At 70.4% G+C, this 12,793-nt stretch carries 7 protein-coding genes; 3 read left to right on the forward strand and 4 right to left on the reverse strand.

All coding sequences use genetic code 11. From position 1 onward, the window contains the following. Positions 1-400 precede the first annotated feature (400 nt). Positions 401-2,317 carry a hypothetical protein gene (locus tag B085_RS0119350; RefSeq protein ID WP_018560230.1) on the reverse strand — a complete coding sequence of 639 codons (1,917 nt, stop codon included), beginning with the start codon at positions 2,315-2,317 and terminating at the stop codon, positions 401-403. 418 nt (positions 2,318-2,735) lie between these two features. Next, entirely contained in the window at positions 2,736-3,317 is a 582-nt protein-coding gene (locus B085_RS0119355; protein WP_018560231.1) for a dihydrofolate reductase family protein, read from the reverse strand. A gap of 727 nt (positions 3,318-4,044) precedes the next feature. Between B085_RS0119355 and B085_RS0119360 the strand changes: the two genes are divergently transcribed. Both B085_RS0119360 and B085_RS0119365 read left to right on the forward strand, forming a co-directional pair. Next, positions 4,045-4,371, forward strand: coding sequence for a hypothetical protein (locus B085_RS0119360; RefSeq protein WP_234018605.1), 327 nt, complete (start codon positions 4,045-4,047; stop codon positions 4,369-4,371). A 148-nt stretch (positions 4,372-4,519) separates the two neighbouring features. Then, positions 4,520-5,083: a TspO/MBR family protein gene (locus tag B085_RS0119365; protein WP_106434980.1), complete on the forward strand. Its 564-nt coding sequence runs from the start codon at positions 4,520-4,522 to the stop codon at positions 5,081-5,083. 450 nt (positions 5,084-5,533) lie between these two features. On the opposite strand, the gene B085_RS0119370 is transcribed toward B085_RS0119365, so the two are convergent. After that, entirely contained in the window at positions 5,534-6,181 is a 648-nt protein-coding gene (locus B085_RS0119370; protein ID WP_018560234.1) for a TetR/AcrR family transcriptional regulator, read from the reverse strand. Between the two features lie 279 nt (positions 6,182-6,460). On the opposite strand from B085_RS0119370, the gene B085_RS0119375 reads away from it, so the two are divergent. Next, a complete protein-coding gene (locus B085_RS0119375; RefSeq protein ID WP_018560235.1) occupies positions 6,461-7,717 on the forward strand; it encodes a YncE family protein in 1,257 nt (418 codons plus the stop codon). A gap of 305 nt (positions 7,718-8,022) precedes the next feature. Here B085_RS0119375 and B085_RS0119380 read toward each other — a convergent pair whose 3' ends face one another. Then, positions 8,023-12,765 (reverse strand): DNA repair ATPase, encoded by a 4,743-nt coding sequence (locus B085_RS0119380; RefSeq protein WP_018560236.1) that lies wholly within the window; start codon positions 12,763-12,765, stop codon positions 8,023-8,025. Positions 12,766-12,793: the final 28 nt, after the last annotated feature.

Consider the following 12,793-nt stretch of genomic DNA (forward strand, 5'->3'; position numbering starts at 1 on the left):
GAGGACAGTGGACACGGTGGATCAGGCGGGAAGCGAGCAGGTTGCCGCAGCCGCGGCGACCATGGCGGCGTCGTCCACCACGCGCACGCGCTGATTCGCCGGCCGGTGACCCGGGTCAAGCGTCCGTCCAGTTCGGCGTCCAGGTTGTCCTGCCCTGCGGAAATGAGGGGCGTGGCCAGTCCACGCATTCGGCACGGCTCTGGCGGCCTCGACGCGCTCAGCCCGCTCCGCGGGGGTGAGGAGCGCGTCGGCCTCGGCCGTACGGACGAGGTGTCGGCCGCGTACCGGCAGGCACGGGGAGCGGACCCGCAACGAGGCCGAGCGGGCGTTCCTCACCGCGCGCCTCACCGAACGAGAGACCCCACCCGCGCAACGGATCACGAACAAGCATCATCGGTGTTCAGCGCGATGCTGCCGCGTCCGCCGCCGCGGCCAGAATGCGGTGCAGGACAGGGACCGGGATCGCAGGGTTGGCGACCGCTGAGCTCGCCGTGTCGCGGTCGTGCAGCAAACTGGCCAGGACACGGGCCGGCAGCCGCGGATTGCGCACCGCCGAGCCGCGGACGTGGACGTCCGGATCGTTCAGCAGCCGCACCACGTCGGCCGGTGACAGCCGGGGATCGCACGCCGCGCGGCGGCGCACCTCGGCGTCGGGATCCCGGGCCAGGCGCGCGACATCGACCGGTGTCGACTCCGGATCGTCCAGGGCCAGGCGGCGCATCCGCCCGCTCGGGTCGTCGATATAGCGCAGCAGGCCCGCACGGGGAAAGTTGGGGTGGCTGCGGGGCCGACCGGGGTGGCTGAAGCTGCCATCCCACCAGCTCCACACCTCCAGCAGCATGTCCGCCGGCGCGTCCTCGCACGATTCGGCGAGAAACAGGCGCACCACCCGGTCCTCGTCCCGCGCCAGGCCCGCCACGACATTCGGCGGGAGGCGCCGGGCTCGAGCCACACTCCGGCGGACCAACGGGTGCGACGACGCGGCGAGATCACGCATTGCGTCGGCGTCACCGTGCAGGTCTTCGACCCAGGACAGGGTGTGCGACATCGACGTCGGGTCGAAGTCGTGGCGTATCGCAGCACGTTGCTCCTCGGTGAGGTCGGCGCGCACCGCCACCGCAGAGCGGATGTCGTCCTGTGGGTCCTTTGCCAGCAGGGCGACACCGTGAGCGCCCAGGCCCGGGTTGGCGGCCAGCGCCCGGCGTACGTCCGCGTCCTCGTCCCGGACCAGCTCCGCCTCCAGCTCGGGCGCGAGACGGCACCGTTCGAGCGCCTGCCGCGGGTCGGGCAGGGCGGCGAAAACCTCGCGTGGCATGGGTACGCCCGTGTGGTGGGCGAGCAGCGCAGCCGTGCGCACCGCGTGGTCGGTGTCGGCCAGCAGCAGCTTCCGCAGCGGTTCGGTGAGGTCTTCCCACCGGGCGCAGGCCGCCGCCCGCACGCGGGGATCGGCGTCGGCTGTGAGGCCGGAAAGGTGCCGTGCGGGGAGCCTGGGGAGTTCGGCGGCTTGCGCGCGGGACGGGCCGGCGAGGAGGTCGTCGTACAGGTCGTCGGGAAGTTCGGCGCCCCGGAAGCAGGCGCGCTCCGCCCACATCACGCGTCGATCCGGCGACGCCTCGGTGCGGATCAGGCGTACCCACTGATCGGAGGTGAGCTTGGGCCGGAAGGTGTCGGCGGGCCTTGCCCGCACCTGCGGATCGGGGTGCGCCACGGCGGCGTCGAGGACGGCGGGCCGGTCGCATCCGTGCAGGAAGCCCTCCTCCACGTCCAGCAGCCGGATCAGCAACTCGTCCGTCGCCGCCGGATTGGACCCCAACCCCTCCGCCCAGTGGAAAGGCCACGCACGTCGGCCGGGCACCCCCGCCCACACCTCGGCGCGCTCGGCCTCCGTCTCGAGCCCGGCGGCCGCGGCGACCTCCTCCAGCCGCTCCGGCAGCCGGTCCACGGCAGTCACCGAAGGCCCGTCCTCGCCGGGCACCTCCGCCAGCAGCACCTGCCCGTCGAGGGAGAGTGCCACGAATCCGGGGTCGCCGGTCAACTCCGGCACACCGCTCCCCGCATGCCGGACACGGGTCCACCAGGAGTCGTTGCCGCCGATCCGGTACCTGCGGACCGCCACCAGGAACTCACCGTCGACATCACACACACGACGCCACCACGAGGCATCGAGTGCATCGCGGGCCGCCGCGTCCGGCGCCGCGACCCCCCGCGCGATCCGCCAGCCCGCCTCCGGCGGGAACAGGCTGCCCGGGCGCACGTCCTCGACCACCGTCAGTCCGGCGCGCGCGAGTAGTTCGTGGAGTTCGACTTTGCGCTGCACACGGTCATGATCCTCACCGGGACACGGCCGGACAAGGCCCACAAGCACGGGAGTGCAGTGCCTTGCAGGGCACGGCAGTCGTACCTGCTCGGACTTGCCCGCCTGCGTGCGCAGGACCAGCGGCCAGCCGTCGCTCGTCGGCTTCGCCCGGTTCGAAGCGCACGGTCAGCGGGACGGCATCAGCCGCTTTCGGGCGCGTCGCGCCAGGGTTCGCACCTTGCAGACATTCGTGCAGCGCCTACCGCTTCGACCAGCCGTACGGCACGCGGATGGCGGCCGGTGTCCTGGTCACCGTCCCGCTTGTCGTCGCCGCACGCGTCTGCCCTCGGCGCGCCATCGCCGGACTGACCGCCCGCGGCGTGAAGCAGCGGGCTGTGATCCGGTGGCGGACACCGGATCAGGGGCCGTGACGGACACCTCAGTGGACGACGTCATAGACGATCTTCGTGATGCCGTTGGCGTATGTCTCGGACTCGAGCACCTTCAGCATCTGCTTGTCCTTGTCGGTGTCGCTGAACATCCGCTTGCCGGCTCCCAGCAGCACGGGGAAGACAAGCAGGTGGTAGCGGTCGATGAGGCCGGCGTCGGAGAGATTGCGGGACAGGGTGGCACTGCCGTGCACGACGATGGGGCCGCCGTCGGTCTCCTTCACCTTCGCGACGTCCTCGAGGGAGCGGAGGATGCTGATGTCGCCCCAGTTGTCGACGAGGGCGTCCTGGCCGAGAGTGGTGGAGACGACGTACTTCGGCAGATCCTTGAGGGCGGCGAAATCCTCCATGCCCGGCCACACCGGCGCGAACGCCTCGTAGCTTGCCCGGCCGAACATCAGCGCGGTGGCCTCTTGGGTTTCCCGCCCCTTGAGTTCGTACGCCTCCGGCAGGAACTCGATGTCCTTGTAGGTCCAGCCGCCACTGCGGTGGGCTTCGGCGGCGGTGCCGCCGCCGGGAGAATCGACGACGCCGTCCAGCGAGACGAACGCGGTGTAGATCAGCGTGCGCATCTTCGATCTCCTGTCCGTGGTACAGGTGAGTGCCCTTGTTCTCCGGTGGTGTCGCCTGCACGGCCGCAACGAGGGTTGCCCCTCGAAGACGGCGGCCGCGCGATCCATCTGCACTCTAGGACAAAGGACTTGGCCTGTGAGCGCTTCGGCCGGAATGGGCGAACCTGTCGCCTCGCGCTGCATGCCCCGTCCGTGGGCGCTGACCGTCCATGCTGGAGAGCTACGGGGGCGGCGTCCGGGATGCGAAGCCGCGACAGGACGACTCCCGTGGTCGGGCAGCGCGCCCGGGCACCTGCCCGAAGGGTCGGCGCAGTCCACTCGCCGCGGCGGCACCGGTCTCGCGACCTTCGTCGCGACCGCCCTTCCCGCCTTCACCGAGGCCGCACCGCGTCCCGCACGACAAGACCCACCACCGCGAACTCCGACCGATCATTTCACCCTACGCCGCGAACGCACCCCGCCCCGAGGGGGGATACCCCGAGTTCGTCTATTCGGGCCGGCAGCATGGAGCCGACGCTCGTCGACTGTTTCGCTTGTGTACATGGCGGACAATCAGCGTCGTAGGACCTTTCTTCTCGTTCGGCTTCCCCCGGCGACCATTCTCGTCGGACCGTCTGCATGGCGTGATGCGGCGAAGGGGTCGGTGCTGCTCCCGGTTGCCTTGGCGAGGCTGGTGGCGGGCGTCAGGACGCGTCAGGGGCCACTTGTCCTACGCGGGGGTTGCGGCGTGGCACTTGGACTGTTCAGCCTCACGGTGACGCTCCTGGCCGGCCAGGCAACGGGCAACGGGCTGCTGTACCCCCTCATCGATGACCATGATTACCAGCACTCGTGGGGTGGTCCCACGCTGCTGGGCGCTTGGGCCGTACACGCGCTTCTCGCGGTGCCGGTTGCACTGGTCGCGCTCGGGGCACTACGTGGTGTCACAGTCGCCGACCGGGCTCTCATCCGGGACGTTCCGGGTGAACGCGGTCCGTGGTGGCCGATACCGCTGGCCGGGGCACTCGGGCTGCTGGCAGTGCTCCTGGTCAACGCCTGGCTTCACCAGCTCTAGCCTCGAGCACAGCTACCCTCGGCCACCTGACGCCTACGGCCAGGAACAGGCGCGGGACGAAAGCGGCTCTCCCGGATCAGGGCCGATGGGGGGGCGGCGTTCCGGTCGAGGTCTTCGGCGCCGGGTCGAGCGGGGAAGGATGGTGGGTATGAGGCTGATCAGCGAACGAGACGCGCGAGGACAAGAGGCACGGCACGGCCGCGGTGGCCGGCCGCGGCGGTCGCACGGACCCGGGATTCAGGTGCGGTGGCATCCCTATGCGGCTGCTGCGATGGCGGCAGCCGCCGCCGCAGCAGCGGGGGCTGCGGCGGTCAACCCGGACAGCGCCTGGTATACGGCGCTGGCGAAACCGCGGTGGCAGCCGCCGTCCTGGGCGTTCGGCGCCCTCTGGACGCCCTTGTACGCGAGCGTCGCATGGTCTGCCGGCCGTGCCCTCGACCTGGCCAGGGGCCGGGAGCGCGAACGCTTGGCGGCTTCCTTGGCAGTGAACCTCTCACTGAACGCGGCTTGGAGCTGGCTCTTTTTTGCCGCCCGCAGTCCCCGGGCCGGATTGGCCGGCACCTTGCTGCTGGACGTCAGCACCCTGCACCTCATTCGCACCACATCCCGTACCGACCGGGTCGCGGCCACAGTGCTCTTGCCCTACGCCGCATGGTGCTGGTTCGCCACCGCCCTGAACGCCAAGATCGCCCAGCTCAATCCCTGCTCCTGACGGCCGCAGCGCCGACTCACAGCACTGGTGCGGCCGCCGTCCACGGTCCGGCCAGGACCGACCGACATTGTGGAACGCGCGACGGGTCAGCCGCGGTCCGTCGGCGGCTGCCGGACCGGGCCGGCTCGGCCGGCTGATGGCTCCTTGATCCGCTCCCGCCGCGTGGCCGCGGCGGAAGCCGTGCGGGTCCTGGGCCGGGTCCCGGGGTCCAGGTTCCGAGGAACATCCGCATCAGAGCACACGCCACGCGCCCATGGGCCGGCCTGGACGAATACCCGTGATCTTCCGACGGGCGGCGCGGCACAACCGCGCCCCGCGGTGCGGCGGTGTCCCGCGCGGTCGCATGGCGTGTCGGTGTGCGCGATCGCCTCAGGCCGGAGCCGACGCCGACGGAGTCTCCGCCGGACGGCACCGCGCATCCACCGCCGGGCCGGGTTGCGGGCCAGCCGCTCAGGTGGCGATCTGATAGCGGCCCAGAAGGTGTTGGAGGAGTTCATCGGCGATGCCCTCCAGTGAGGTGTCGACCCAGCCGACGACCCAGTCGTGCATGAGCCCGTTGACGGCGCCGATGAAGGCCGCGGCGGCGATGCCGTAGTCGTCGGGGCGTATCTCGCCGCGGGCGACGGCGTCGTCGGTGACGACGCGGAAGAGGTCGATCCAGCGGGCGCGGCGCTCCAGTCGCTGTAGGTCGATGCGCGGGCTCACACCCACGACCTCCACGTAGGCGATCCTGGCGTACCGCCGGTCCGAGGCGGCGCCCTTGACGTAGGCGCGGAGCATCCGGGTGATCCGCTCGGCCAGCGAGAGGTCCTGAATGGTGGGCAGGACGTCGAAGACGGCTTCCTGGGCGGCGTCGTTGACGATCAGGTGCAGTTCGGCGAGCAGGTCCTCGACGCTCTGGAACTCCTCGTAGAACTGGCGGCTCGACAGGCCCGCCTCCTTGCACAGCGCGGCCAGCCGCGTCCCCCGGTAGCCGGGCTCGCCTCCGAACATCTCCAGGCCCGCCTCCAGGAAACGGGCGCGACGCTCCGCCTGCCGCTGGGCGGCGTCCTTGCCCCCGTACCGGCCTTCCGCCGGGGTGAATCTGCCCGCCACCATGCCCTCCGATCGGCGATGAGGAGATTTTCCCCCACGCGGGGTTGTGAGCGGGACTCACCGCTACCTACCATCCGGTAACGCACTCTGAAATTGGGCGGTTTCGAAGTTCAGACCATCGCTTGCCGCGAGGCCCACGAAGCCGCGCGGCGCATCGCCCGGCCGTGCCCCGGAAAACCGGTTCGAACACTGTGCGCCGCCCTCCTCACGCGGGTGCCGGCGGCCCGGTGGGCCCGACTCCTCCGTTCGCCTTCGGCAACCAACCCCCTGGAGCCCCCCCACATGCGCCCCGTCTCACGCCCTGTCAGGCAAAGAGCCCTGGTCGCGGCCGGTGCCGTCACCGCGGTCGTCGCGGCCTGCATCTCGGCCCCCGCCTCCGCGCAGGCATCCCCGGCCCTGCAGGAGGTGATGTTCGTCGGCAACAACTGGGAGGGCACCGCGACCGTCATCAAGGCCCGCGGCGACTTCGCCAGGATCGGCCGCATCAACGTCATCCCCGACAAGGACCGGCGCCTGGCCGAGATCTATCTCAACCCCATCAAATTGATCTACTTCCTCGGCATCCGCGAGACCGTGGGCGAGGGCCACGACCAGTTCGTCGACGACATGTACGCCACCCCCGACGGCACCGCTCTGGTCGCCTCCCGCCCGAGCTTCGCCGACGTCGTCTCCATCGACCTCGCGACCGGCGACGTCAAGTGGCGCTTCCCGGTATCGGGATACCGCTCGGACCACATGGCGGTCTCCCCCGACGGCACCCGTGTGGCCGTGTCGGCGTCCACGTCCAACACCGTCCATGTCCTCGACATCAACTTCGGCCGGGAACTCGGAAGGTTCACCACCGGCGACAAGCCGCACGAGAACATCTTCAGCAAGGACGGCAGGTACCTCTGGAACATGTCGATCGGCGAGGTCAACAACGACTTCGACGCCCCCTGGCAGGACTTCCTCAAGGGCGACCGGAAGATCACGATCGCGGACACGTCCTCCTTCCAGGTCGTCAAAACGATCGACATGCGTACCCGCCTCGACGCCGCCGGCCGCAGCGACCTGTCGGACGCCGTCCGCCCAGCGGCCCTCACCCCGGACGATTCCAAGCTCTACTTCCAGGTCTCGTTCTTCAACGGCCTCGCCGAGTACGACGTCGCCACCGACAAGATCACCCGGGTCAAGACCCTGCCCGAGAACCCTGCCACCAGTGACGACCGCACCACCTACGTCAACGACTCCCGCCACCACGGCCTGTCCATGAGCCCGGACGGCACCAAGCTCTGCGTCGCCGGAACCATGGACGACTACGCCACCGTCGTCGACCGCGCCACGCTCACCGAGGGACCGCTCGTCACCGCGGCCAAGCCATACTGGGCCACCGTCAGTGGCGACGGCACCGCCTGCGTCATCTCCGAAAGCGACGCCGACCAGGTCACCGCCATCAGTTTCGCGACCGGCCAGAAGATCGTCTCGGTCCCCGTCGGTGACCATCCCCAGCGCGTGCGACTGGCCCACATCCCCGCCGACTGGACCGGCCCCACCGGCTGACCTCGGCGGCGGGGCGTGGCGCCGTTCCGGTACCAGAAGGGCGTCGAGAAGCTGGTGCTGACCGTACCTCTGAGCCACCCCAACGCCGCGTTGACCCGACCTCTTCGCCGCACTCACCTCGCGATCGAAGGGATGTGCATGCCCTGCCGGGGCAACGCGGACGCGCACCACACGACCCCGCGCGTATCAGCCTTTCAGGCAGAGTCGTGAAGGACAGGTCGGGCGTGCGGCGGCGGCCACCCGTCGCCGGAGGGACAAGCCGGATTCAGGTAGAGCGGCCTACCGGAGAGGCCCTGAGAACCTGCTCATGGGCGCCAGGTCTGCGACAGCGCGGCTTTTACTTCCTCCCAGCGTGTGGCCTGTTCGCTGGTGAGGGTGCCGCGGATTTCAGCGAGTTTGAGGAGGTTGGCCTCGGCGGCGCTGGTGAGGGTCTGGGCTTCCGAGCGGTAGTGGTCGTCGATGAGGGCGTCGAGTTCGGCGTCGTTCATGGCCGGGGAGATGCGCTCGGCCAGTTTGTTCATGTTCCGGTAGGAGCCCTGGAGCAGGAAGGGCGGTTCGGTGCGGGAGATGTCGGACTGCGCCGCGGAGGCGATGTAGGCGCGATTCACTGCCAGGACCGTGCGCTGGGCTCGTAGGAGCAGGCGCAGCACGGCGAGGGTGCGGTCGAGTTCCGCAGGAGGGAATGCGCGTGTCAGACGGTCGCCTCGGGTGGATTCGTCGCCGCGGGCCATGCGCAGGAGGATTTCGAGATCCGTGCGGTCGGTCGCGGCCAGCGGCGCCAGGACGGGGTTGGAAGTGAGGGCGTTCTCCGTGAAGCTGAGCGCGAAGAGATCGTCCCGGCCGGTCAGGACGTCGCCGAGGTTCCAGACGTCGGCGCGGTTGGCGAGCATGTCGGGGATGCGGAAGCGGGAGCCCGACTCGGTGTAGGGGTTGCCGGACATCACGATGGCGAAGCGTTTGCCGCGCAGGTCGTAAGGGCCGAGGCGACGCTGGGCGTCGGTCAGCGGGATGAACCGCTGCAGCAGCTCCGGTGAGGTGTGCTGGATGTCGTCGAGGTAGAGCAGCACGTTGTTCGCGGCCGCGAGGGCGAAGTGGATCTTGCGGATCTCCGGGTGGCCGTCGTCCAGTGAGGTGACCGAGGAACCGAGAGCCGGTCCGCTGGCGGTGACGAGGAGCATGCCGAGGCGCTCTGCGACGTACTCGACGAGGGTGGACTTGCCGTAGCCCGGGGGCGAGATCAGCAGCAGCAGTCCGGAGCTGTCGGTGCGCCCAGAGCCACCGACGGCGCCGATCTGTTTGGCGAGGTTGTCGCCGATGAGGGGGAGGTACACCTCGTTGAGGAGCCGGTTGCGGACGAAGGTCGTCAGCGGCACCGGCCGGTGGTCGTCCAGGCGCAGACGTGCGCGTTCACTCGTCAGCAGGTCGGCGCGCAGACGCTGGTAGGCACGGAAGCCGGGTACGCGCTCGGTGCGGTGGGTGGTTGTGCGGGCCAGGAATTCGTCCAGTCGCAGGTGGAGGGTGCCGTGCAGGACTCGTGGGTGCCGGCCGAGCAGGCCGTCAACGGTTGTGGTCAGGGCGGCGGCGCAGTCATGGTGGGGCAGGTGGCCGCACAGCAGCAGGGCGACGGCTTCGGCCAGGTCCCCCGGGGTGGACTGGGCACCGCCGGTGGCGAGGAAGGAGCCGAGCCAGGCTTGGGCGAGTTGGTGGCGCGCGGGGAGTGAGGCGAAGTCGTCGGGCAGGGCGGACAGGCCGGCTTCCGGACCATGTCCGTCCGCGGCGGTGCGGAACTTCTCGAGGAGGGTGCGGGCCGTCGCGCCGGAGACGAAGGAGACCTTGCCCCGGGTCCCGGCGGCAAGCTCCTCGAAGAGGTACTCGCCGGCCAGGTCCGTACCGCTCGGGTCGAGTCCGGCAGCGTCCACGAAGGTGGCGATCGACCGGGCCAGCTCCCGGCGCAGGGTGTCCACGGCAGGAGCGAGACCGAACGTGGCGCGGGCTTGCGCCAGGGAGGCGGCACGGGCCGCCCAGGTGTCACGGGAGGTGTTGTCGGTGCCGTACGCCCAGAACAGCTGGGCGGCGGCACGGCCCGCGGCCGGGTAGCGCAGCAGCCCGGCCTGCGCCCGCAGCCGCAGCAGGGCGGCGAGGATCGCGGCACCGTCGTGGTCGTGGATGCCGCGCTCGTAGCCCTCGTCGTAGCGGGATTCGGCGGCCTCGCGTACGAGGCCGAGCAGGCGCCCCTTCGTATCGGACTCGTACAGCGTCTCCAGCGGATCGGTTTCGGCCAGGAGGCGGGCGGCCAGGTGTTCGGCGCGGTAGATATCGGATGTCTCGGACACGAGGTGCTGGTCCCAGTACGGGCGCGTGGCTTCGAACTCCGGGTCGTGGACGGGGAAGCGGTAGTCCGTTCCCGTCAGGGCGAAGGCCATCGCACCCTCGTGGGGAACGAGGGTGAGCTCGGCGTGCTGGGTGGTGACGGCGAAACGATGCCGGCCCAGGCGTACGGTCGGGCCGCCCTCTCCCTCGTCGTACAGGTCGGCGCGGTCGCGCAGTACCCGGGCCGCCTGCTGGCGCGCGGCCTTGAGGCGGCCCGTGAGTTCCTCGGCGCGGACCGGGTCGCCGAGGTCACGCAGTTCGTCGGCGACGCGGCGGATCCTGCCGACCATCGGGTCCGAGGTGAAATAGGTGTTGATCTCGTCCTGGGAGGCCAGGGACGTCAAGCGGCGGGTGACGCTGCGCAGGATCCGTCCGGCCGAGTCGGCGAGGCGGTCGGCGCGGCGGGCCCGCTCGTCGAGCAGGGCTTGCCTTCGGGCAGAGAAGGCCTCGTGGATCTCGGTGCGCCGGTTGTCCAGCGCCTCTGTGAAGTCCTCGTACTCCCCGAAGCGCGATTCCAGGTTCTCGATCCGCAGAAGCAGCTTGCCGAGCTGCTCCTCGCAGGTCTCGGGGGTGGTCGCGGTGCCCAGGGCGGCGATCACGGCCTGGGTGAGCAACGCAGCCTCGGCGGCGAACTCCGCGCGACCCTCCCGGCCGAGGAGTTCCCTGCGGCGTGCGTCGAGGGTGGCACGGACCCGGTTGAGCTCGGCGAGGACGGCGCCGATCCGATCCAGGATCGAAGTGCGGATGACCGGGTCGGCGACGTCGAGCCCGGTCACCACCTCGGTGACCACTTCCAGGCCCTCTGTCCGTTCGGCCAGCTGTTCGGCCAGTGGCTCTGCCTCAGCAGTGGTGGCGATGACCGCGGCCTCGGCCGCGAGTGCCGCGACGTCCTCGTGGTGCTCGGCGAAGGCTCCTTCCCGGCCCAGGAAAGCGACCGCCCGGTGGGCCGCCGTTGCCAGGTCGTCGCTGAGGCCCCCGGAGACCTCGTCGACACGGTCGTGGTCGATGTACCGGAGCTCACGCAAGGACGTCAGGTGGCCTTGCGCGCGTCGGAGTTCGGTGAGGTGTCGCACCCAGGCGTCGGCGCTGTCCAGGGTCTCGCCACGCCCGCGGCGCACGAGCGCGGTGATGCGGGTGACCGCCTGGTCCAGGGTCTCGGTGGCCTGAGCGGTCAGGGACGTGATCGCCGCGAACTCTTCCAGCACCTGTTCGGCAGTGCCCCGGACCTCGGCCAGGGGCTCGTGCAGGGCTCCGAGTCCGTGCTCGGTGAGCCAGTGGTGGCGATCGGCCGTCCGCACGCACGCCGCGGCGATGGCCTCGTACACGGCGGCGTTCGGGGTCATCTCCTCCACCATGCGGGCGACCGAGAGGCAGTCGGCGATGCCGCGCACCAGGTCGGCGTTGCCGACGCGGTCCAGCGGTCCGGCACCGCTCGGCTGGGCGACGGCGTACGTGTCCGTGGTGTAGGGGGTGTCCCATACCTGCACCGGGTGGACGCGGGCCGGTTCGGTGGAGTCCGCGCGCAGCAGCACCAAGGTGCCGTCGTCCAGGAGCGCGTACCCGTGACAGGACAGCGGGCTGGCGACTTCTTTGCGGATGAGGTTGTACGGGAGGAGCACGGTGCGGCCCTCCGCGAGGGAGTGGAAGACGTAGAGCACGTCCTCGCCGTTCGGTGACCGGACGACCCGATCGAACTCCAGGCCCTCGGTGGGAATGTCGAAGGTCCGCACCACGCCGGTGGCCAGGCAGTAGCCGCCCGGGAAGATCACCCCTTGGTCGTCCGGCAGGGTGAGGCAGGCCTGCCCGAGACCGTCCAGTCGCACCACCTCGTGTGTTCGGGTGTTGACGATCAGATACCGGGAGGCGTTCTCGTTGTACGGGCGCACCCGCAGCAGGATCAGCGCGCCGGCGCGGGCATGGGCGATGTCGGCGTCGGCCAGGGCCTGCAGCGGCTCGTCGACCGGCTCGGAGTACACCTGCACGACGATGCCTGCGTTGTTTTGCGCCTTGACCGTGAGGGTGCCGCCGACGGTGGAGACGAAGACCTCGCCCTCGATCGACACGTGTGGGTGACGGCCCAGGACGTGGTCGTCGCGGAAGGTCCTTCGCCACGCGATGTCGTACGCGGGCGGCACGACGTGGTCGCGCTCGCCACGGGCGTCGAGGTACGAGACCGTGCCGTCGGCAGCCACCTGCCAGCGCAGGACCCGGATGTCGGTGAGGGCCGGACCGGTCCGGAAGACCGCGAGCAGTCGGGTGCCGAGGGCCCGTAGCCGGAGCAGGCGGGCGTCGCGGTAGTAGCGGTACAACTCCGCCAGGTCCTGCCGGACACACGGATCATCCAGCAGCCCGGGAACGGCGTCGGCGCCTACGGCCCCGAAGTCGCCCAGGTCGTGGAGCGAGAACACGTCCCCGACCGAGCCACCGCTTCCCGGTACGTCGTGGCCGAGCAGCAGTCGTCCGCCCACAGTCGCGATGTCGCGCGGGACACACGCGTCCACAGTGCGCAGGCGCCCGCTGCGGGCCAGCCGAAGCCCCCCGGATCCGAAGGTCTCCACCCGGCGGGCGTTCAGCGCCTGAGCCCTGTCGGACAGTTGACGCGCGGCGGCGGTGAGCCGGGTGCGCAGTACCTCGTACGTCCCGGCTTCCAGTCCGCCGTCCTGCTGCTCGGCTGCCATCGTGTACGTGCCCCTCCGTTTCCTCGGC

Origin of the sequence: Streptomyces sp. BoleA5 (genome assembly GCF_000373665.1) — a bacterium.
GTDB lineage: Bacteria > Actinomycetota > Actinomycetes > Streptomycetales > Streptomycetaceae > Actinacidiphila.

Bases quoted from the DNA above. Each gene is read 5' to 3' on its own strand.
- B085_RS0119370 (WP_018560234.1), bottom strand. From the start codon at position 6,181: ATGGTGGCGGGCAGATTCACCCCGGCGGAAGGCCGGTACGGGGGCAAG.
- B085_RS0119380 (WP_018560236.1), bottom strand. From the start codon at position 12,765: ATGGCAGCCGAGCAGCAGGACGGCGGACTGGAAGCCGGGACGTACGAG.
- B085_RS0119365 (WP_106434980.1), top strand. From the start codon at position 4,520: ATGAGGCTGATCAGCGAACGAGACGCGCGAGGACAAGAGGCACGGCAC.
- B085_RS0119375 (WP_018560235.1), top strand. From the start codon at position 6,461: ATGCGCCCCGTCTCACGCCCTGTCAGGCAAAGAGCCCTGGTCGCGGCC.
- B085_RS0119355 (WP_018560231.1), bottom strand. From the start codon at position 3,317: ATGCGCACGCTGATCTACACCGCGTTCGTCTCGCTGGACGGCGTCGTC.